The sequence below is a fragment of the Pseudomonas typographi genome, assembly GCF_014694385.1.
In the GTDB taxonomy this organism is placed as follows: domain Bacteria; phylum Pseudomonadota; class Gammaproteobacteria; order Pseudomonadales; family Pseudomonadaceae; genus Aquipseudomonas; species Aquipseudomonas typographi.
In genome coordinates, this window is the sequence record NZ_JAAOCA010000001.1 from 1 (window position 1) to 18,992 (window position 18,992).

22 protein-coding genes and 1 pseudogene are annotated in these 18,992 nt (G+C 62.1%); 9 read left to right on the forward strand and 14 right to left on the reverse strand.

The window, feature by feature from the left end; translation table 11 throughout:
• Positions 1 to 255 (reverse strand): annotated as a pseudogene (locus HAQ05_RS00005) (tyrosine--tRNA ligase); the annotation flags it as partial.
• A 216-nt stretch (positions 256 to 471) separates the two neighbouring features.
• Here HAQ05_RS00005 and HAQ05_RS00010 point away from each other — a divergent pair.
• Positions 472 to 1,890 carry a peptidoglycan DD-metalloendopeptidase family protein gene (locus HAQ05_RS00010; protein ID WP_190416534.1) on the forward strand — a complete coding sequence of 473 codons (1,419 nt, stop codon included), beginning with the start codon at positions 472 to 474 and terminating at the stop codon, positions 1,888 to 1,890.
• A 1-nt stretch (position 1,891) separates the two neighbouring features.
• Positions 1,892 to 2,983, forward strand: a complete 1,092-nt coding sequence (locus HAQ05_RS00015; protein ID WP_190416535.1) for an anhydro-N-acetylmuramic acid kinase — start codon at positions 1,892 to 1,894, stop codon at positions 2,981 to 2,983.
• A 21-nt stretch (positions 2,984 to 3,004) separates the two neighbouring features.
• Here the strand turns inward: HAQ05_RS00015 and erpA are convergent, their stop codons facing one another.
• Positions 3,005 to 3,355: an iron-sulfur cluster insertion protein ErpA gene (gene erpA, locus HAQ05_RS00020; protein WP_190416536.1), complete on the reverse strand. Its 351-nt coding sequence runs from the start codon at positions 3,353 to 3,355 to the stop codon at positions 3,005 to 3,007.
• A 157-nt stretch (positions 3,356 to 3,512) separates the two neighbouring features.
• Between erpA and hemJ the strand changes: the two genes are divergently transcribed.
• The 5 genes from hemJ (at position 3,513) to coq7 (ending at position 6,489) form a co-directional block, all read left to right on the forward strand.
• The gene (hemJ, locus tag HAQ05_RS00025) at positions 3,513 to 3,938 is read left to right on the forward strand and encodes a protoporphyrinogen oxidase HemJ (protein WP_190416537.1); all 426 of its coding nucleotides are present in this window, start codon (positions 3,513 to 3,515) and stop codon (positions 3,936 to 3,938) included.
• A gap of 69 nt (positions 3,939 to 4,007) precedes the next feature.
• Entirely contained in the window at positions 4,008 to 4,511 is a 504-nt protein-coding gene (locus tag HAQ05_RS00030) for a DUF805 domain-containing protein (RefSeq protein ID WP_190416538.1), read from the forward strand.
• 82 nt (positions 4,512 to 4,593) lie between these two features.
• Positions 4,594 to 5,367 carry an SDR family NAD(P)-dependent oxidoreductase gene (locus tag HAQ05_RS00035; RefSeq protein WP_190416539.1) on the forward strand — a complete coding sequence of 258 codons (774 nt, stop codon included), beginning with the start codon at positions 4,594 to 4,596 and terminating at the stop codon, positions 5,365 to 5,367.
• A 72-nt stretch (positions 5,368 to 5,439) separates the two neighbouring features.
• The gene (locus HAQ05_RS00040; protein WP_190416540.1) at positions 5,440 to 5,778 is read left to right on the forward strand and encodes an HIT domain-containing protein; all 339 of its coding nucleotides are present in this window, start codon (positions 5,440 to 5,442) and stop codon (positions 5,776 to 5,778) included.
• Between the two features lie 63 nt (positions 5,779 to 5,841).
• Entirely contained in the window at positions 5,842 to 6,489 is a 648-nt protein-coding gene (gene coq7, locus HAQ05_RS00045; RefSeq protein WP_190416541.1) for a 2-polyprenyl-3-methyl-6-methoxy-1,4-benzoquinone monooxygenase, read from the forward strand.
• A 163-nt stretch (positions 6,490 to 6,652) separates the two neighbouring features.
• Here the strand turns inward: coq7 and speD are convergent, their stop codons facing one another.
• Positions 6,653 to 7,444, reverse strand: a complete 792-nt coding sequence (gene speD, locus HAQ05_RS00050; RefSeq protein ID WP_190416542.1) for an adenosylmethionine decarboxylase — start codon at positions 7,442 to 7,444, stop codon at positions 6,653 to 6,655.
• Between the two features lie 241 nt (positions 7,445 to 7,685).
• The gene (locus HAQ05_RS00055) at positions 7,686 to 8,108 is read right to left on the reverse strand and encodes an OsmC family protein (RefSeq protein ID WP_190416543.1); all 423 of its coding nucleotides are present in this window, start codon (positions 8,106 to 8,108) and stop codon (positions 7,686 to 7,688) included.
• Between the two features lie 156 nt (positions 8,109 to 8,264).
• Between HAQ05_RS00055 and crp the strand changes: the two genes are divergently transcribed.
• Entirely contained in the window at positions 8,265 to 8,903 is a 639-nt protein-coding gene (gene crp / locus HAQ05_RS00060; RefSeq protein WP_190416544.1) for a cAMP-activated global transcriptional regulator CRP, read from the forward strand.
• Here the strand turns inward: crp and HAQ05_RS00065 are convergent.
• The 7 genes from HAQ05_RS00065 to rpe form a co-directional block, all read right to left on the reverse strand.
• On the reverse strand, positions 8,888 to 9,604 hold the full coding sequence (locus HAQ05_RS00065) for a lipoate--protein ligase family protein (RefSeq protein ID WP_190416545.1): 717 nt from the start codon (positions 9,602 to 9,604) through the stop codon (positions 8,888 to 8,890). The genes crp and HAQ05_RS00065 overlap by 16 nt on opposite strands.
• Before the next feature lies 1 nt (position 9,605).
• Entirely contained in the window at positions 9,606 to 10,439 is an 834-nt protein-coding gene (trpC, locus tag HAQ05_RS00070; RefSeq protein ID WP_190416546.1) for an indole-3-glycerol phosphate synthase TrpC, read from the reverse strand.
• Positions 10,436 to 11,485: an anthranilate phosphoribosyltransferase gene (gene trpD / locus HAQ05_RS00075; RefSeq protein ID WP_190416547.1), complete on the reverse strand. Its 1,050-nt coding sequence runs from the start codon at positions 11,483 to 11,485 to the stop codon at positions 10,436 to 10,438. Before trpD ends, trpC begins: the two co-directional genes overlap by 4 nt.
• A gap of 9 nt (positions 11,486 to 11,494) precedes the next feature.
• On the reverse strand, positions 11,495 to 12,094 hold the full coding sequence (locus HAQ05_RS00080; protein WP_190416548.1) for an aminodeoxychorismate/anthranilate synthase component II: 600 nt from the start codon (positions 12,092 to 12,094) through the stop codon (positions 11,495 to 11,497).
• A gap of 83 nt (positions 12,095 to 12,177) precedes the next feature.
• The gene (gene trpE, locus HAQ05_RS00085; protein WP_190416549.1) at positions 12,178 to 13,659 is read right to left on the reverse strand and encodes an anthranilate synthase component I; all 1,482 of its coding nucleotides are present in this window, start codon (positions 13,657 to 13,659) and stop codon (positions 12,178 to 12,180) included.
• A 67-nt stretch (positions 13,660 to 13,726) separates the two neighbouring features.
• Positions 13,727 to 14,545, reverse strand: a complete 819-nt coding sequence (locus HAQ05_RS00090) for a phosphoglycolate phosphatase (protein ID WP_190416550.1) — start codon at positions 14,543 to 14,545, stop codon at positions 13,727 to 13,729.
• A complete protein-coding gene (rpe, locus tag HAQ05_RS00095; RefSeq protein WP_190416551.1) occupies positions 14,542 to 15,216 on the reverse strand; it encodes a ribulose-phosphate 3-epimerase in 675 nt (224 codons plus the stop codon). The genes HAQ05_RS00090 and rpe overlap by 4 nt, the downstream gene beginning before the upstream one ends.
• Positions 15,217 to 15,418: 202 nt before the next feature.
• On the opposite strand from rpe, the gene HAQ05_RS00100 reads away from it, so the two are divergent.
• Entirely contained in the window at positions 15,419 to 16,396 is a 978-nt protein-coding gene (locus HAQ05_RS00100) for an alpha/beta hydrolase family protein (protein WP_190416552.1), read from the forward strand.
• 125 nt (positions 16,397 to 16,521) lie between these two features.
• On the opposite strand, the gene HAQ05_RS00105 is transcribed toward HAQ05_RS00100, so the two are convergent.
• From HAQ05_RS00105 to HAQ05_RS00115, 3 genes are read right to left on the reverse strand one after another with little or no spacing between them, the layout of a single operon-like run.
• Positions 16,522 to 17,289, reverse strand: coding sequence for a TerB family tellurite resistance protein (locus HAQ05_RS00105; protein WP_190416553.1), 768 nt, complete (start codon positions 17,287 to 17,289; stop codon positions 16,522 to 16,524).
• Positions 17,289 to 17,960 carry an N-acetylmuramate alpha-1-phosphate uridylyltransferase MurU gene (gene murU, locus HAQ05_RS00110; protein WP_190416554.1) on the reverse strand — a complete coding sequence of 224 codons (672 nt, stop codon included), beginning with the start codon at positions 17,958 to 17,960 and terminating at the stop codon, positions 17,289 to 17,291. The genes HAQ05_RS00105 and murU overlap by 1 nt, the downstream gene beginning before the upstream one ends.
• Entirely contained in the window at positions 17,957 to 18,973 is a 1,017-nt protein-coding gene (locus tag HAQ05_RS00115; protein ID WP_190416555.1) for an aminoglycoside phosphotransferase family protein, read from the reverse strand. Before HAQ05_RS00115 ends, murU begins: the two co-directional genes overlap by 4 nt.
• Positions 18,974 to 18,992 lie beyond the last annotated feature (19 nt).

Consider the following 18,992-nt stretch of genomic DNA (forward strand, 5'->3'; position numbering starts at 1 on the left):
CTTGCCGCTGGGGTCGCCGATCATGCCGGTGAAGTCGCCAATCAGGAAGATAACCTGGTGCCCCAACGCTTGGAACTGGCGAAGCTTGTTGATCAACACCGTATGGCCCAGGTGTAGGTCAGGCGCGGTAGGGTCGAAACCGGCCTTGATCCTTAGCGGCTGCCCACGCTTGAGCTTCTCGACCAGTTCGGCCTCGACCAATAGTTCATCCGCGCCGCGCTTGATCAGCGCGAGTTGCTCATCTACCGACTTCATAGGGGGCCCGCAAGGTTCAGACTCAAAGGGAGCAAACATACAAGATTGCCCCTTCAGGGCCAAGGCCTGCTCAAAATGTGACTTGGCGCATGCCCGGCGACGTCTGCGAGGGTTGCCTTAACGTGATTTTGGTTATATTTTATACAGTTATTTCATCATCTTCATCGTCATGTTCACCATTTCCCGTCCATCTATTTCATTTTCAAAGCCAAAATCATGACCAACGTATCGCCGAAAGCCCCCCCGTTTGACCCCAAAAGCCACCTCTTGGCCGCCAGCGGCATCGCCGCCTTACTCAGCTTGGCCCTGTTGGTATTCCCTACCAGCGAAGTAGAAGCCAAACGCACATCGAGGGCCTTGGACATGGAGTCCCCGGCCGACACCCTAAAGGACCAGCCCACGCCCGACGAAGGCGTGGCCAGCCCTAGCGAGCCGTCCCCGTTTGCACAGATAGAAGGCGACACCCCCGCCGATGACGGGAGCGCCGAGCAGGCGCCGGCGCAAAAGGCCATGGAGCAAGCCCAGGACGCCGGGCTGCACCGCCAGGTCTTGGTCGCCAAAGGCGACACGCTTTCCACGCTGTTCCAAAAGGTCGGGCTGTCGGCGGCAGAAGTGCAAGCCGCATTGGACAGCGACCCACAAGCCCGGAAGTTCACCCACCTCAAGCATGGGCAGGTTCTGCAGTTCGAACTCACGCCCGAGGGCCAATTACAAAGCCTGCACACCCAGTTGAGCCACTTGGAAACCATTCGCTTGCAGCGCAACGCCACCGGCTTTGCGTTCGAGCGCACGGTCGAAAAGCCGGTCATGCGCAATGCCTACGCGCACGGGGTGATCAACAGCTCATTATCGCTGTCGGCGCAAAAAGCCGGGCTTTCCCATGGGCAGATCATGGACTTGGCCAATATCTTTGGCTATGACTTGGATTTCACCCAGGACATTCACCCAGGCGACCAGTTCGACGTGATCTATGAGCAGCAGGTGCTCGACGGTAAGGTTATCGGCAATGGCAACATCGTTGCCGCGCGCTTCGCCAGCCGGGGGAAGAATTACACCGCCGTGCGCTATACCAACAAACAGGGTAATAGCAGTTACTACACGGCCGAAGGCAACAGCATGCGCAAAGCGTTCGTGCGCTCCCCGGTGGATTACGCCCGGATCAGCTCGCGCTTCTCCGGCGCGCGCCAGCACCCGATCCTCAATACCATCCGCGCGCACCAAGGCGTGGACTACGCCGCAGCGCGTGGCACGCCGATCAAGGCCACCGGCGATGGCAAGGTGATCCTCGCCGGTCGCAAGGGCGGTTATGGCAACACCGTAATCATCCAGCACGGCGCCACTTACCGGACCCTCTATGGCCACATGCAGGGCTTTGCCAGAGGGATTGGCAGCGGTGCTACGGTTAAACAAGGCCAGGTGATCGGTTATATAGGCACCACGGGGTTGGCCACCGGGCCTCACGTGCACTATGAGTTCCAGGTCAATGGAACCCACGTCGATCCATTGGGGCAAAAGTTGCCGATGGCTGAACCCATCGCCCGTAGCGAGCGTGGGCGCTTTACGCAGCTAAGCCAGACCCTGATGGCGCAGATGGACCAGGAGCGTGCAACGTTGCTGGCCTCGAACAAACGCTGAAATGGCACTGTATCTGGGCGTGATGTCCGGTACCAGCCTGGATGGGCTGGACATTGCCTTGGTTGATCAGCAAACCGGGCATTTACAGCTATTGGCCAGCCATTACCTGCCCATGCCGCCTACGCTCCGCCAGAGCCTACTGGCCTTATGCACCCCCGGTGGCGACGAAATTGCCCGTGCCGCACTTGCGGAAAACGCCTGGGCGCGCCTCGCCGCCCAGGGCATAAGGCGATTACTGGCGCAGCAGCAGCTTGAGCCTTCACACGTCCGCGCCATCGGCAGCCATGGGCAAACCATACGCCATGAGCCGGCCCGGGGCTTTACGGTGCAAATAGGCAACCCAGCCTTACTGGCAGAATTAACCGGTATCGACGTTGTGGCCGACTTCCGCCGCCGCGACGTGGCCGCCGAGGGCCAGGGCGCACCGCTGGCGCCCGCCTTCCATGATTGGCTGTTTCGTGACCTGGCCAGCCATGTGGCTGTGCTTAACGTAGGGGGCTTTACCAATGTGAGCCTCATCGATGACGGCCAAGCGGTCCGAGGTTTCGATTGCGGCCCCGGCAATGTGCTGATGGACGCCTGGATTCAACAGCAAAAGGGCGCGGCCTTCGACCAGGCTGGCCAGTGGGCCGCCAGCGGCCAGGTACACCCGCCCTTGCTGGCACGCTTGCTGGCCGCCCCGTTTTTTTCCGGTACCGGGCCCAAAAGCACGGGGCGCGAGGTGTTCAACCTGCCCTGGCTGCAACAGCAATTGAACGGGTTACAGGTGGCAGCGCACGACGTGCAAGCCACGTTGCTGGAACTGACCGCGCGCAGCGTAGTAGATGCACTGAAACGGGCGCAAAACGAAACTTCGCACGTGTTGGTGTGTGGCGGAGGGGCACACAACGGCGCATTGATGCAGCGGCTACAAACCCTGCTACCCGGCGCCCAAGTAGCCAGCACTCAGGCCTGGGGGGTGGACCCCGATTGGATGGAGGCCATGGCATTCGCTTGGTTGGCCCATTGCTGCCTGGAGCGCATCGCCGGCAATCGGCCGACAGTCACTGGCGCTAAGGGCCTGCGGGTGCTTGGCGCACTTTACCCCGCCTGACAACCGGGGTAACGCCGGCCCTCAGATCGAAAACGACTGGCCACAGCCGCAAGTGGTGGTGGCATTGGGGTTGTTGATCACGAAACGCGAGCCTTCCAAGCCCTCCTGGTAGTCCACCTCGGCACCGGCCAGGTACTGGTAGCTCATTGGGTCCACCACCAGGCTCACGCCCTCGCGTTCCACAAGGGTGTCATCCTCGGCAATGTCTTCGTCGAAGGTAAAACCGTATTGGAAGCCCGAGCAGCCGCCCCCCGTGACGAACACGCGTAACTTCAGGCGCTCGTTACCTTCTTCCTCGACCAGGGTCTTCACCTTGTGCGCGGCACCCTGGGTGAATTGCAAAGCCGTTGGGGTAAAGGACTCGACGCTCATGTTGACTCTCTCCCGGCGCTAGCCGACGTGTTGCGAAAAGGCTGGCATTATCCGCTTGCCTGAGTAAATTGGTCAAGAATCAACCACTCATTGAGAAGTGGCGCCCGCCGCCCGTGGCGTCTACCATCGGCGCACCGTGACCCTGGAATACACCACTATGCTCTATCTTTGGCTAAAGGCCCTGCATATCGTCGCCGTCGTTTGCTGGTTCGCCGGCCTGTTCTACCTACCCCGCCTGTTCGTTTACCACGCCATGAGCGAAGACGCCACCAGCCGCGACCGCTTCAAGGTCATGGAGCGCAAGCTTTACCGCGGCATCATGGGGCCTTCGATGATCGCTACCCTGCTGATCGGCGGCTGGATGCTCTACCTCAACCCTGGCTGGCTGAGCCAGGGCTGGTTGCACGCCAAGTTGGCGCTGGTGGTGGTATTGATCGGCTACCACCATGTGTGCGGTGCCCAGCTCAAGCGATTCGCCCGTGACGAAAACCGACGCAGCCACACCTTTTACCGCTGGTTCAACGAGTTGCCCGTGCTGATATTACTGGCCGTAGTCATATTGGCGGTAGTAAAACCGTTCTGACCGTCAGTGGAAAGCGGCGCTGCGACCTTGTATCTTGCGCCGCTCGTCAGATGACAAGGACTTGTCGACATGCAGCCTCCCTCCCCATTCGAGCCGCCCAAGGCCGACCTTGTAACGACCCCAGTGTACGCCGAACTCAACTGGACAACCCGCAACGGCCGTATTGGCAGGTTGCGCTACCTGGCCTGGACATTCGTCTTCATGCTGGTGGGGTTTCCCATCACATTGGCCCTATTGAAGGTGGTGTATTCGCTCAACGCCGCGGTAAGCCTGCTGCTCCTTGGCACGGTGGGGGTAGCCGCACTGGTTGTCGGGGTTCGCATCTGTGCCCAGCGGCTGCACGACATTGGCTGGTCTGCCTGGTGGTTGCTGCTCTATCTAGTGCCATTGGGTAACAATATCTTCGCGCTGGTGATGCTGGTGATGCCTGGCGACCCTGGGCGTAACCGTTTCGGCCCACCGCCGCCACCGAACAACACGGCAGTGAAGCTGTTGGCGGTACTGGGCCTGGCGGCGTTCATCGGCCTATTCTTGCTCGCGGTTCTTGGCGACCTACCTTCGCTCTTGCGCTGATGCCTGCGTGGGGCCGCCGTTGCGATTACACTGGCCGGGGTAGAGGCGCCGCTTCGGTAGCGCCCGGCTGGAGAACCTTGCAATGCCCCCTTACGCTTTGATCACCGGTGCGTCCAGCGGCCTTGGCCTGGCCTTGGCCGAGGCGCTGGCACGCCAGGGCCGCTCGCTGATCCTCGTCGCCCGCCAGCGTGATGCGCTGGAAACCATTGCCCTGGAGCTTACCCAACGCTTCGGTGTCGAGGTGCTGTTCCGGGCCTGTGACCTGGGCGAGCCGCTGCGCCTGTCGGGCTTCTTGCTCGAGCTTGAAGAAAACCAAACCCGCATCAACCTGCTGGTCAATTGCGCTGGGGTACGCTCCCATGGGCACTTCCTGGCGCAAGATTGGGGCCAGGAACAGGACCTGCTCGAGCTCAACGTGCTGGCCCTTGCCCGCCTGCGCCATGCCCTGGGTAACAGCATGGCGGTGCAGGGTGGCGGGCAGATTCTCAACGTTGCGTCGGCCGCCGCCTTCCAGCCGGGGCCGTGGATGAGCAGCTATGCGGCCAGCAAAGCCTTCGTGCTGCATTTTTCCGAAGGCCTTCGCGAGGAGCTCAAGCAAACGGGCATTCGGGTGTCGGTGCTTTGCCCCGGCCCGGTTCGGTCGCCGCTGCGCAACACCCCTCGATTAGAACGCAGCGCCTGGCCGCAGCGCGCCGACGAAGTGGCACTTTACACAGTGCGGGCATTGGCCAAAAATCGCGCGCTGATCATTCCCGGCTGGCGTAACCGTTGGCTGCTGCGTGCCGGGTGCCTTGGCCCACGCTGGCTGCGTCGCAAGCTGGCTGCCTGGGCCAACCGCCGGTACGCACCGTATTGACGCAAAGCACTGGGCGGCGCAGCCTGGGCTCAGTACACTGGGGGCACTAACATCCACCCTGGAGGACCCGCTGTGGATACTCTCTTCACCAAGATCATCAACCGGGAAATACCGGCGAAGTTCATCTACGAAGACGATCAAGTGGTCGCCTTCCACGATATAGCCCCACAGGCGCCGGTGCATTTTTTGGTCGTGCCGAAACAGCACATCAGAACCCTGGCCGACGTCACCGAGCAGGATATACCCTTGCTCGGCCATATCGTTTTTACCGCCCAGCGCCTGGCCAAAGAACTGGGTTGCGAAGAGGGCTTCAGGGTTGTGATGAATACCAACGAAGACGGTGGCCAAACGGTCTACCACATTCATATGCACGTGCTCGGCCAGCGCCAGATGCACTGGCCGCCGGGCTGACCGCCCTCTTCGCGCCGCGCATCGCTTGCGCGGCTTCGCCAGCCTTGCCCAACGGAGGTTCTCGTGGCCGTCGAACGCCAGTATTCCCCTCTCGATAAACTGCTGCTTCAGGCCGATACTGCGGCCCGCACACTGCTGCCCTTCAGTGGCCAGCCGGCACGGCCTTCACCGGCGGTGCTGCAACCCAACGCCGACATGAGCGAACGCGACAGCCGCCATGCGGCCGGCCTGATGCGCATCAACCACACCGGCGAGGTGTGTGCGCAAGCGCTGTACCAGGGCCAAGCCCTGACCGCCACGCTGCCCACCGTGCGCAACGCGATGGAGCATGCAGCCGCGGAAGAAGTCGACCACCTGGCCTGGTGCGAGCAGCGGATTCGCCAACTGGGCGGCCGCCCTAGTGTGCTTAACCCGCTGTTCTACGGTATGTCGTTTGGTCTCGGCGCGTTAGCCGGGTTGATCAGCGACAAGGTCAGCCTTGGGTTCGTGGCGGCCACCGAGCATCAGGTGTGCAAGCACCTGGATGAACACCTGCAAAAGCTGCCAGCCGAAGACCGCCAGTCGCGGGCGATTCTCGAGCAGATGCGCCTTGATGAAGCCCAGCACGCCGAAGTGGCACTGGGCGCCGGTGGCCTGCGCTTCGCCGCGCCGGTCAAGTTCGGCATGAGCTTGTTGGCCAAGGTGATGACCACCACCACCTACCGCGTATAACGTGGCGCCTCAGAAGTTGGCTGTGCCTTTTACTGCGAGGCCGCATCATCGCTGCCCTTGCGGCAGCAGCGTCACGCGATAACACCTGTGCGTGCTTCAAGGCGTGCCACGCATATGAAAAAAGCCCAGGGCAATGCCTGGGCTTTTTCGTTTGGGCGAGACGTCAGGCGACGTTGCGGCCATAAAAGATTTCGAGCATTTCGTGGCGTACACGTTCAGTGACCTGCTCGCGCTGCTGCGAGGATAAATTGTTGGTGGCATCACCAAACAGGTAGTTATCCAGTTCGAATTGCTTGAGCAGCATCTTGGTGTGAAACAGGTTTTCCTGGTACACGTTCACGTCAAGCATCTGGTAGGCGCCCCGGGTATCGTCCGAAAGGTAATTCTGAATAGAATTGATCTCATGGTCGATGAAATGCTTGCGCCCCTCGATGTCGCGGGTAAAGCCGCGTACGCGATAATCCACGGTAACGATGTCTGAATCGAATTGATGGATCAGGTAATTCAATGCCTTAAGCGGCGAAATCACCCCACAGGTCGACACATCGATGTCGACACGGAATGTGGCGATGCCGTTGTCCGGGTGAATTTCCGGGTAGGTATGAACGGTGATATGGCTTTTATCCAGATGCGCCAGAATAGTATCGGGCAATGGGCCCGGCGATTCCTCGATCTGGCTATCGGTCGGGGTGACCGGTTGCTCGGAGATCAGGATGGTCACACTGGCGCCTTGCGGTTCGTAATCCTGCCGGGCGATATTCAGGATATTGGCACCAATGATATCTACAACATCAGTCAGAATCTGCGTCAGGCGCGCGGCGTCGTACTCTTGGTTGATGTACTCCACATACGCCTGTTGGTCTTGCGGAGTTTGCGCATAGCAGATGTCATAGATGTTGAAGCTCAAGGTCTTGGTCAGGTTGTTGAACCCGTGGAGCTTGAGTTTGCTTTTCACCGTTTAAAACTCTCTGTGCAAGTGCGGCCTGGCCGCGTGATCGAGCATGCCCGTCAGGTGTGTACTGCACACCTGCGTAGGGCGATTTACACCTCTTCGCATTGGCGATTTTGGTTGTTTGGCCGGACACCGTCCGATCGGGGCCCGGCGTGCAACCGGGCCTCGAAAAAGGGGCGCATTATGCAGCCGCCGGCCACGCACTGCTAGAGCATCGGGTACTTTTATGACCGGTGTGTATCACTCAGCCCAATTCGACGATTTCGTAGGTGTGGGTAATCTCGACGCCGGCGCGGCCGAGCATGATCGAAGCCGAGCAATACTTCTCGGCAGACAACTCCACCGCACGCTTGACCTGGGCCTCTTTCAGGCCGCGGCCCTTGACCACAAAGTGAAGGTGCACCTTGGTGAACACCTTAGGGTCTTCGCCCGCGCGCTCGGCTTCGACGAACGCCTCACAGCTCTCCACCGGTTGGCGAGCCTTCTTGAGGATGCTCACCACGTCGAAGTTGCTGCAGCCGCCCAGGCCGATCAGCACCATTTCCATGGGCCGCACGCCGAGGTTGCGCCCGCCGGCTTCGGGCGGGCCGTCCATCACCACCACGTGGCCGCTGCCGGATTCACCCAAAAACATGGCCTCGCCGGCCCATTGAATACGCGCCTTCATATCGGCCTCCTCTGGGAAAAATGCGCCAGCTTAGCACAGCGCGCTCCCCGAGCATTTGCCCAGGCTCGCCGTATCGCATCGCGCATCGATTCTGATACAGTGGTGCCAATTTGATGGCGCCAAACATGCATACACAGCACTAGCCGAGACCCCGCGATGGCCCTCCCAGCTTCGAAGATCAAGTGCATCGATAAGTTATTGGCCTACAGCCAGCGCCGCCGGTATGCGGCCAAAAGCAACTTGATCTGCGCAGGGAATCAATCACAAACCCTTTCGTACATCATCAAGGGCTCGGTCACCGTGCTGATCGAGGATGACGAGGGCCGCGAAATGATTATCGCCTACCTCAATGCTGGCGACTTCGTAGGCGAACTGGGCTTGTTCGATCCGCCGCCAGGCGACGGACAGCGCAGCGCCTGGGTCCGCACCCGAACCGAATGCGAGGTGGCCGAGATCAGCTATGGGCGCTTTCGCGAACTGGCCGAGCAGGAACCTGACATGCTTTACGCCATCAGCGGTCAAATAGCCCAGCGCCTGCGCAACACCACCCGCAAGGTGGGCGATTTGGCGTTCTTCGATGTAACCGGCCGGGTCGCACGCTGCCTGCTCGAATTGTGCAAGCAGCCTGATGCCATGACCCACCCCGACGGTATGCAGATCAAAATCACCCGCCAGGAAATTGGCCGGATCGTCGGCTGCTCTCGGGAAATGGTCGGCCGGGTGCTAAAAGACCTGGAAATGCAGCGCCTGATCGCCGTGAAGGGCAAAACGATGGTGGTTTACGGCACGCGCTGAGGCATGGCCCGCAGTGTTTCGAGCAACGCCTGGTAGGCATGCGCTAAGGGTTGCACCACCTGGGCAGCGGGGAACCGTTCCCAGAGGCCAATGTGGCTGGCGGCGTTGCAGCGCTGGGGTAGCCCACACACGTGGTTGAAGCGGTTGACCGCCGCCACCATCGCTTGGCGCTCGTCGCCCATCAGCATGGCGCCGTGCGCTAATACCACCGGCCGTGAACCGCTGAGCCCCTGCCGCCAGCGCTGGGCCGTACCCACCCACTTGCGCCCGCCCAGGTTTACGTTGTAACGGCCGTCGCAAAAGGCTCCGGGCACCTCGCCCACGGTTGGCTCCCCACCCAGGCTGTGCAGCAGCTGGCACAGTGGTTGGCAGAGCCGTTCATAGGCGGCCTCGATACGGTTGCGATCACCCTCGCTGCGTGGGGCGGCATACACCAAGGCCACATTGATCGTCGCCGCCGACTGCGGTACCGGTTCACCGCCGGTTTCACGCAACAGCACCGGCCAACCGGTGGCTGCCACGGCGGCGCTGGCCGCATCGAAGCCCTCCAGCCGGCTCATACGCCGCGGCATCACCAGCGCCCGGTCCGTGGCTTGCCAGAACAACACGCCATCGGTGGCTTTACCGGCACACACGTCCGCCAGCAGCTGTTGTTCAGCAGCCAAGCCCGCCTCGGTGGTTACCCGCAGCACCGGCGCCATGTCAATCCAACGGCTTGGGCAGGGCCGAAGGCACCTGCTCGGGAAAGAACAAGCGCTGCAGTTCCAGCCCGGGGTTTTCTGCACGCATGAACGCCTCGCCTACCAGGAAGGCATACACGTCATTGATTTCCATCAGCTCGACATCGGCGCGGTTGACGATGCCACTCTCGGTGATCACCAGCCGATCACGTGGGATACGCGGCAGCAGATCGAGGGTGTTTTCAAGGCTTACATCGAACGTATGCAAGTTGCGGTTATTGATTCCCACCAGCGGCGTGTCGAGCTTGAGCGCACGCTCCAGTTCATCGCCATTGTGCACCTCGACCAACACGTCCAGGCCATGTGCCTTGGCAACGGCAGCGAGTTCGGCCATGCGTGCGTCTTCAAGTGCAGCCACGATCAGCAGAATGCAGTCGGCGCCCAGGGCCCGTGCCTCGGCAACCTGGTACGGGTCGATCATGAAATCCTTACGAATCACCGGCAAGTCGCAGGCGCCCCGCGCTTGCTGCAAGTAGGCATCGGCACCTTGGAAAAAGTCGATGTCGGTGAGCACCGACAAGCACGTCGCGCCGCCTTTGGCATAGCTTTGGGCAATGGCTTGCGGTACGAAATGTTCACGAATCACGCCTTTGCTCGGCGATGCCTTCTTCACCTCGGCGATCACCGCCGGCTGCTTGCGCGCCGCCTGGGCTCGCAGCGCCTGGGCAAAGCCGCGCACCGGGCTTGCCGCGGCGGCCAGGCGTTCGACTTCAGCCAGGCTGATCCGGCCGCGGCGCTCGGCGACTTCCTCAGCCTTGCGGGTGAGGATTTTCTCCAACACCGTGGGCACACTCATGCTTGGTTCTCCTGCTTGAATACGGCGGTGAATGCGCCTAGCTCTTCGAGTTTTTCCCGGGCAAGGCCGGTGTGCAACGCGTCATGGGCCAAGGCCACGCCTTCTTTGAGGGTTTTGGCATGGTCGGCGGCGTAGAGCGCCGCGCCGGCGTTGAGCACGATCATCTCGGCGGCCTTCTGCCCACTCGGCGTTTTGCGCCGGCCCAGGGCATCGCGAATGAGCGCCAGGGAAGCCTGCGGGCTGGCTACGTCCAGGCCGTAGAGGCTTTGGCTCTGGATGCCCAGGTCTTCAGGCTGCACCCAGTACTCGGCCACCTCGCCACCTTTGAGTTCCACCACAAAGGTGGGCGCCGCCAAGCTGAATTCGTCCAGGCCGTCTTTGGAATGCACCACCAGCACATGCTTGCTGCCCAGGCGCAGCAACACCTCGGCAACCGGGCGGCACAGCGCCTGGGTGAACACACCGACCACCTGATGCACGACCCCGGCCGGGTTGGTCAGCGGGCCGAGCATGTTGAACAGCGTGCGCAAGCCCAGCTCCCGGCGCGGCCCGGCGGCATACTTCATTGCGCCATGGTGGGCCTGGGCAAACATGAAACCCACCCCGACGCTTTCAATGCAGCGCGCCACTTGCACCGGTTCAAGGTTCAAGTACACCCCGGCAGCTTCGAGTAAATCGGCGCTGCCACTTTTACCCGACACCGCCCGGTTGCCATGCTTGGCCACGGTGCAGCCGGCGGCGGCAGCCACCAACGCCGACGCGGTGGACACATTGAAGATATTGGCCCCATCGCCACCGGTGCCCACGATATCGACCACGCGGTCCAGCGATTGCAAGTGAACCTTGCCGGCGAGCTCTCGCATGGCCGACACCGCACCGACGATCTCATCGATGCTTTCACTTTTCATCCGCAAGCCCATCAGCAGGGCGCCAACCTGCGCATCGGTGCATTGGCCGGTCATGATCTGGCCCATTACATCGCGCATTTCGTCCGTGCTCAGGTCCAACTGCTCGACGACACGGGCCAGGGCGCTCTTGATATCCATGCTCGCTCCTTAAGCTTGGCGTGCGCCGCCGGCTTGCTTGAGAAAATTGGCCAGCAGGGCGTGGCCCTGCTCGGTCAGAATCGACTCGGGGTGGAATTGTACGCCCTCGACGTTAAGCGTTTTGTGGCGCAGGCCCATGATCTCGTCGAAGCTGCCATCGGCGTGCTGGGTCCAGGCGGTCACCTCCAGGCACGGGGGCAAGGTGCTGTGCTTGACCACGAGCGAATGGTAGCGCGTCACGGTCACGGGGTTGTTCAAACCGCTGAACACGCCCAGGCCCTTATGGTAAACGGGGCTGGTTTTGCCGTGCATCACTTGGCGCGCACGCACCACCTCGCCACCGTAGGCCTGGCCAATGGCCTGGTGGCCCAGGCATACACCCAGGATCGGTAGCTTGCCGGCAAAGTGCAGAATGGCCTCTATGGAAACGCCCGCCTCGGTGGGCGTGCACGGCCCAGGAGACACGACGATGCGCTCCGGCGCCATGGCCTCGATGTCGGCAATGCTCACCTCATCGTTGCGCACTACTTTCACCTCGGCCCCTAGCTCGCCCAGGTACTGCACCACGTTGTAGGTAAAGGAGTCGTAGTTGTCGATCATCAGCAACATCGGGTTAACCTCTTGAATCGTCTGACTGTGGCTTGGCGCCTTCGAATACGTGCGGCGGGCGATGCCCCGTGCCGTGTTCGGATTCAACCACCCGGGGTTTGCTCGGCCAAGGCCACGGCACGGAACATCGCCCGCCGCTTGTTCAGGGTTTCTTCCCATTCCAAGGCCGGCACCGAGTCGGCGACGATACCCCCACCGGCCTGCACGTGCAGTTGCCCTTGCTTGATGACCGCGGTGCGAATCGCGATCGCGGTATCCATGTTGCCGTTCCACGCGAAGTACCCCACCGCACCGCCATAAACCCCACGCTTGACCGGCTCGAGCTCGTCGATGATTTCCATTGCGCGGACTTTCGGCGCGCCCGACAGCGTACCCGCCGGCAAGATCGCCCGCAGCGCGTCCATCGCCGTCAACCCCGCCTTGAGCTTGCCGGTCACGTTCGACACGATGTGCATCACGTTCGAGTAACGCTCGATCACCATCTTCTCGGTCAAACGCACGCTGCCCACTTCCGATACGCGGCCCGTATCGTTACGGCCCAGGTCGATCAGCATCAGGTGCTCGGCGATTTCCTTATCGTCGCTGAGCAGGTCCACCTCCAGCGCTTGGTCGGCCTCCTCGGTGGCGCCGCGTGGGCGGGTACCCGCGATAGGACGCACCGTTACATCGCCCTCTTCCACCCTTACCAATACCTCCGGCGAGCTTCCCACTACGTGGAAGTCGCCGAAGTTGAAGAAGTACATGTACGGGGTGGGGTTAAAGCAACGAAGCGCCCGGTACAGGTCGATGGGCGCGGCGCTAAAGTCGATCGACATCCGCTGTGAAGGCACCACCTGCATGCAGTCGCCAGCGAGGATGTACTGCTTGATCGTGCCCACCGCGCGCTCGTAGTCGGCCTGGGTAAAACTCGAACGGAAGGCCGGTTCGGCCGCTGCGGCCTTGGCAAAGTCCAAGCCCAGCCGTGGCGCCATCGGCTGGCGCAGTTGTTCCAGCAAGCCGTCCAGGCGTGCCTGGCCCGCCTCGAAGGCGCCAGCCTCGGCGGGGTCGGCCAAAACGATCGCATGCATCTTGCCGGCCAGGTTATCGAACACCACCACCGCGTCAGACACCATCAGCAGAATATCAGGTACGCCGATCGGGTCTGGGTTCGGGCATTTACCCAGGCGGGTTTCCACGTAACGAACGCAGTCGTAACCGAAGTAGCCCACCAACCCACCATTGAAGCGCGGCAAGCCGGGCAGGGACGGCACATTGTAACGGGCCTTGAACTGCTCGACGAATGCCAACGGGTCGGCCACCTCGGCGTGCTCGATCACTTCGCCGTCGCGGCTCACTTCGATACGGTGGTCGTTAACCCGCAATACCGTGCGGCATGCCAGGCCGATGATCGAATAACGGCCCCACTTTTCACCGCCCTGCACAGACTCCAGCAGATAGGTGTTGGGTTGGTCTGCCAGCTTCAAGTAGATGGACAGCGGGGTGTCGAAGTCAGCGAGAGTTTCGCGGGCGAGCGGAATGCGGTTGTAGCCGGCCTCGGCCAGGTGCAGGAATTCTTCGCGGGTCATGATCTGCCTCGTGGCGGATAAAAGGGACAATCAGGCAAACGCGCCGGCCAGGCCGGCAAGGCAAACGTCAAGCGCGCCAGCGCCAACGGGCCAGAGCCTTGATCACTTTCATCCAGAGTTTGCAGGTGCCCGCCACGATAGGTTCCCGGCCAGGTTGAGCATTGAGGTCGGCCAACGTTACCTGAGTGGGCGAGGCCAGGCAACCGGGCAACAACTGGCGCAGGTCGCCGAGCACCAGCGCCGGCCCCTCTTCGGCAATCGGCCGACCATGGTTATAGCCATAGGTAAGCCCGACACTGGCCACGCCCGCGGCCTTGGCAGCGAGGATGTCGTTGCGTGAATCGCCTACGAACAACGACTGCTCGGGGGTAACGCCGGCCATTTTCATCACGAAGAACAACGCTGCCGGGTCTGGCTTTTGCTGTGCCAAGGTATCGCCGCCGATGATCCAACGGAAATACCGCCCCAGCTTGAGCTGGTCGAGCAAAGGCGCTACAAATTGTTCCGGTTTGTTGGTGATCAGGGCCATTTCCACACCCTGGCCCTTCAACCACTTGAGGGTTTCGCGCACGCCGGGGTACACCTCGGTGTGCGCATGGTCGCCGGCGTATGCCTGCATGAACAGCGCCAGCGCCTGCTCGGCCTCGGCATCATCTACGGCGCTGTGGTCGAGACCTCCGGCCAGGGCGCGGCGTACCAGCACCTTGGCGCCATTGCCGATCCACAGTTTGACCCGCTCGATACCCGCGGGCTCGCGGCCCATTTGCCGTAAGGTGGCATCCACGGCGGCGGCCAAATCCGGCACCGAATCGACCAGTGTGCCATCGAGATCGAACATCACCAGGCGCGGCAACTGCCCGGCACACAACCGCTCGAAGCCGCTCATTGGCGCGCCAGAGCCAGTTCGGCATGCATGCTGGCGATCACCGCCGCGTAATCCGGGGCGGTGAAAATCGCCGAGCCGGCCACGAAGGTGTCGGCACCTGCTTCGGCAATGTCCCGGATGTTGTGCAGGTTCACCCCGCCGTCGATTTCCAGGCGAATATCGCGCCCGCTGGCGTCGATGAGTGCGCGCGCTTCGCGCAGCTTGTTCAACATGCCGGGAATGAACTTTTGCCCGCCAAAGCCTGGGTTGACGCTCATGATCAGGATCATATCGACCTTGTCCATCACATATTCAAGCAGGCCCAACGGCGTTGCCGGGTTGAACACCAACCCCGACTTGCAGCCGCCCTCACGCACCAACTGCAGCGAGCGGTCGACATGCTGGGTGGCCTCAGGATGAAAGGTGATATAGCTGGCGCCCGCTTCGATGAAGTCGCCGACGATGCGGTCAACCGGGCTGACCATCAGGTGCACGTCGATCGGTGCCGTTACGCCATATTTGCGCAGCGCCGAACATACCATCGGGCCGATGGTGAGGTTGGGCACGTAGTGGTTGTCCATCACGTCGAAATGGATAATGTCGGCGCCAGCGGCAAGAACGTTGTTCACTTCCTCGCCTAAACGGGCGAAGTCAGCGGAAAGAATGGACGGAGCAATGGCATAAGGTTGCATGACGCACCTGCTGGCTAGGTTCACAGTGCCGCGCATTGTACCCCAGCCACCCACCTGGGGCGATGACGCACCTCGACCGGCCATGCGGGCAAACCGCGGCAAGACTGCTGCCCGGCCAAAGGCAGCGCAACAGCGTTTTGGGTTGTCTCATTTATCAATAGCCGTAGTAGGCTCGGCAAACCAAGTTGACCAGGAAAGCTCGATGCCCCCCATTCGACGTTTGACCCTTTGCGCGGTATGCCTGGGCTTGGCCCTCCCGCTGCCCCCGCTGGCACTGGCCGAAGACGCCCCGGCCAAGCCCGCTACCGAAGTGCCCGTGCCACGCGCACCGCTGGCCGAACGCAGCGATGAACAGGCCCAAGACCTCACCCGCTTGCTGCCCAGCGACGAACAGCAGCAGTTGCAAGCGGGGGGCGACACCTTCCTGGCCCTGTGGAAACCGGCCAACGCACCCGACAGCGATGGCGTTGTGATCATTCTGCCTGGCGCGGGCGAAAGCGCCGACTGGCCAGCGGTGGTGGCACCGATGCGTAATCGCCTGCCTGATGTGAAATGGGCCAGCCTCAGCCTGAGCCTACCCGACGCGCTCAACGACGCGGTACAACCGCGCGGCGCCGACACCCAGCCGGCACCACCGAAGGCGGCCAGCACCGCCTCCCCACCCGATGCCAATGCGCCAATCGAAGCCGCGGCGGCGGCGGGCAGCGAAGGCAGCCCCAGCAGCGGCGGCGAAAGCACCGACGAGCAACTGCAAACCGATGCCCAACGCATTTTCGCTCGCATCGATGCGGGCATTGCCTTTGCCGGCCAGCAAAAAGCCCGCAGCATCGTATTGCTCGGCCATGGCACCGGTGCTTATTGGGCAGCCCGCTACCTCAGTGAGCGCCAGCCCTCTCGGGCACAAAAGCTCGCCCTGGTAGAGCCTCGTACCCCTGGCTCCGCGCCCCAAGGCCTGGATGCCCTGGTAGGCGGGCTGAAGCTCCCAGTGGCCGACTTCTACTACCCCAGCAGCCCAACGCTGACCAACGCCGCCAAAGCCCGCTTGCAAGCCAGCCGCCGGCAACAGGGCAGCCATTACACCCAGGTAGAAATGACCGCCATGCCTGGAAACCCAGACGCGCAAGAGCAATTGTTCCGCCGGGTACGGGGCTGGCTCACGCCAAAAGCCAACACGGACTAATGGGCGGTTTCAGGGCTCGCCGCACCACTTTGTGTGCGTGCTTTTGCGCCCAGGCCGCGTCGCAACGCCTTACCCGGCAGCAAGGTTTACACGCCAAAGCGTGTGTAAGCCCCAAGGGCGCCGCCTCAAAACCCCTCCCGCTCGCGAATCAGCGCATAGGCGTCGTGCAACCGGCGGGTGTATTCGGTGGCCTCGCGCACGCGGCCGTCGCTGGCGCCGGCCCCTTCGAGCTTGTCGGGGTGGTGCTTACTGAGCAGGCGGCGATAGGCGCGCTTAACCTGGTCGGGCTCTGCCGCCGCCGGCACGCCCAGCAGCCGCAGCGCAGCCTGGTATGGTTCGTCGCGCCGCGCCAATGGTTGGCGTTGCTGCGGTTCGTAATCGGCACTGAGGGCATGCACCTGGGCGGTCGACCAGCCCATGCAGTGGCCACAGTCTACCAACCACTCACACTCCACCGGGTGGGCGCGGTAATCCGCCCATACCATCCGCCAGCCAGCGCGCAACAAGCCCTCGGCGGCGGTCGGCTTGCGCTGCAAGGCACGCAAGTAAGGCCGCAGCGACCGCTTGCCGTCACGCCCGCGGTTGAATGCCTCGATGGCCCGTGCGGTGGCGGCTGCGTTCAGGCCCAGGCGCTGCATTTCCAGGCGCGCCTGCTCGATATGGCTTTGATCCACCCGGCCATTGACCTTGGCCAACCGGCCCAAGAAGGTGAACAACAGCTCGTCCTGCTCCATCGCCGGCTTGCCGCCCAGGCGTTCGCGTAGCTGCGGCCAGCTGTATAGCTCTAACCGGCGATCGACCACCTGGCCAAGCAGGGCCCCGAGAATAGCACCGGGGATATTCGCCACGGCAAAGCCGAGCAGCAGCCCCAACAGAGTCACTGGCCACAACATCAGGGGCGCTCGCTCAACACGGTTTCGACCTCGGCCAGCCGTTCATGGGTACCCACATCGACCCAGCGCCCAGCAAAACGTTCACCGCTGACCTGGCCATGGGCCATGGCCCGGCGCAGCAGTGGGGCGAGCTTGAAGGCGCCGGGCGCGCAGCCTTCGAATAACCGCGGGTGCAGTACGGCGATGCCGCTGTAGGTTAGCCGCGGCGCTGGCGCAAGCGGGTCGCTGACCTGTCCATCGACCAGGGCGAAGTCACCTTGGGGATGATGTGCGGGGTTGTCGACCAGCACCAGGTGCGCCAGCCCTGGCGCCGGTGCACGCAATCGGGCGAAGTCGAATTCGCACCATATATCGCCGTTGACCACCACGAATGGCTGCGCGCCCAGCAAGGGCAACGCATGCTGGATACCACCGCCGGTTTCCAATGGCTCGCTTTCAGGCGACCAAGCGATACGCACGCCGAACCGCGCGCCGTTGCCCAGGTAGGTTTCGAGCTGCTGGCCCAGCCATGCATGGTTGATCACCAACTCGGTGAAGCCGGCGCCGGCCAGTGCCCTGATGTGGTACTCGATCAGTGGCACCCCGCCGGCACGCACCAAGGGCTTGGGGGTATGCAGCGTCAACGGGCGCAGGCGTTCGCCTTTACCGGCGGCCAAGATCATCGCCTTCATTCGCCGGCCTCCAACAGGCTACCCAATAACCAACTCAGCTCGGCCAATTCTGGCCGGCGTGCCAGCACCGCTCGAATATAGTCGAGAAAACGCGGCACATCGGCCACGTAACGCGGCTTGCCATCTCGGTGGCAAATCCGCGCGAAAATACCGATCACCTTCAGGTGGCGCTGCACGCCCATCAAATCGCTGGCACGCAGAAAGTCACCTAACTGGGCTTGCACCGGTATGCCACGCTCCCGCGCTTTGTGCCAATAACCTTCGAGCCACTGGCGTACTCGCGGCTCTGGCCAACTCAAGAAGGCATCCTTGAACAGGCAGGTAATGTCATAGGTGACCGGGCCATATACCGCGTCCTGGAAGTCAAGCACCCCAGGGTTAGGTTGGCTGAGCATCAGGTTGCGCGGCATGAAATCGCGGTGCACCAGCACCGTGGGCTGGGCCAGGGCGCTGTCGATAAGCACTGCGCAGACACGCTCCCAGGCCGCCTGCTGGTCGGCGTCGAACACCTTGCCCAGATGCTGGCCGACGTACCACTGCGGGAACAACTCCAGCTCGCGGCGCAACAACGCCGCATCGTAGGTAGGAAGGGGCGCCTCCATCGGCAGTTGCTGGTACACCAACAGCGCCTCGATGGCCACCTCGAACAGGGCGCCGGCGTTGTTTTCGTCGAGCACCTCCAGGTAGGTTTGCCGGCCCAGGTCGCTCAGCAGTAAAAAGCCGTTTTCCAGATCTTGGGCATGGATGCACGGCACATGCACACCGGCGCCCCCGAGTAACTGCGCAATGGCGACGAATGCCCGGCAGTTCTCTTGCGGCGGCGGGGCATCCATTATGATGAAACTTTGCCCAGCACCCTCCCAGCGAAAATAACGGCGAAAACTTGCGTCGCTGCTGGCAGGGGTCAATTGGCCCTGCGGCACATCGCCCAAGCCCTCACGGGCAAAGCGTTGCAGCAATTGCTCGGCCAGCCAGGGCTTGAGCATTTCCAGGCGTACATCATGTTGTGGCATTTATACAGGTCTCCGACGG

Coding starts and splice junctions, on each gene's coding strand:
- crp (WP_190416544.1), top strand. CDS start 8,265: ATGGCCCTCCCAGCTTCGAAGATCAAGTGCATCGATAAGTTATTGGCC.
- HAQ05_RS00090 (WP_190416550.1), bottom strand. CDS start 14,545: ATGAGCGGCTTCGAGCGGTTGTGTGCCGGGCAGTTGCCGCGCCTGGTG.
- murU (WP_190416554.1), bottom strand. CDS start 17,960: ATGAAGGCGATGATCTTGGCCGCCGGTAAAGGCGAACGCCTGCGCCCG.
- HAQ05_RS00115 (WP_190416555.1), bottom strand. CDS start 18,973: ATGCCACAACATGATGTACGCCTGGAAATGCTCAAGCCCTGGCTGGCC.
- HAQ05_RS00055 (WP_190416543.1), bottom strand. CDS start 8,108: ATGAAGGCGCGTATTCAATGGGCCGGCGAGGCCATGTTTTTGGGTGAA.
- rpe (WP_190416551.1), bottom strand. CDS start 15,216: ATGCAACCTTATGCCATTGCTCCGTCCATTCTTTCCGCTGACTTCGCC.
- HAQ05_RS00065 (WP_190416545.1), bottom strand. CDS start 9,604: ATGGCGCCGGTGCTGCGGGTAACCACCGAGGCGGGCTTGGCTGCTGAA.
- HAQ05_RS00080 (WP_190416548.1), bottom strand. CDS start 12,094: ATGTTGCTGATGATCGACAACTACGACTCCTTTACCTACAACGTGGTG.
- HAQ05_RS00030 (WP_190416538.1), top strand. CDS start 4,008: ATGCAGCCTCCCTCCCCATTCGAGCCGCCCAAGGCCGACCTTGTAACG.
- HAQ05_RS00100 (WP_190416552.1), top strand. CDS start 15,419: ATGCCCCCCATTCGACGTTTGACCCTTTGCGCGGTATGCCTGGGCTTG.
- HAQ05_RS00010 (WP_190416534.1), top strand. CDS start 472: ATGACCAACGTATCGCCGAAAGCCCCCCCGTTTGACCCCAAAAGCCAC.
- trpD (WP_190416547.1), bottom strand. CDS start 11,485: ATGGATATCAAGAGCGCCCTGGCCCGTGTCGTCGAGCAGTTGGACCTG.
- HAQ05_RS00105 (WP_190416553.1), bottom strand. CDS start 17,289: ATGTTGTGGCCAGTGACTCTGTTGGGGCTGCTGCTCGGCTTTGCCGTG.
- hemJ (WP_190416537.1), top strand. CDS start 3,513: ATGCTCTATCTTTGGCTAAAGGCCCTGCATATCGTCGCCGTCGTTTGC.
- trpC (WP_190416546.1), bottom strand. CDS start 10,439: ATGAGTGTGCCCACGGTGTTGGAGAAAATCCTCACCCGCAAGGCTGAG.
- HAQ05_RS00015 (WP_190416535.1), top strand. CDS start 1,892: ATGGCACTGTATCTGGGCGTGATGTCCGGTACCAGCCTGGATGGGCTG.
- erpA (WP_190416536.1), bottom strand. CDS start 3,355: ATGAGCGTCGAGTCCTTTACCCCAACGGCTTTGCAATTCACCCAGGGT.
- HAQ05_RS00035 (WP_190416539.1), top strand. CDS start 4,594: ATGCCCCCTTACGCTTTGATCACCGGTGCGTCCAGCGGCCTTGGCCTG.
- trpE (WP_190416549.1), bottom strand. CDS start 13,659: ATGACCCGCGAAGAATTCCTGCACCTGGCCGAGGCCGGCTACAACCGC.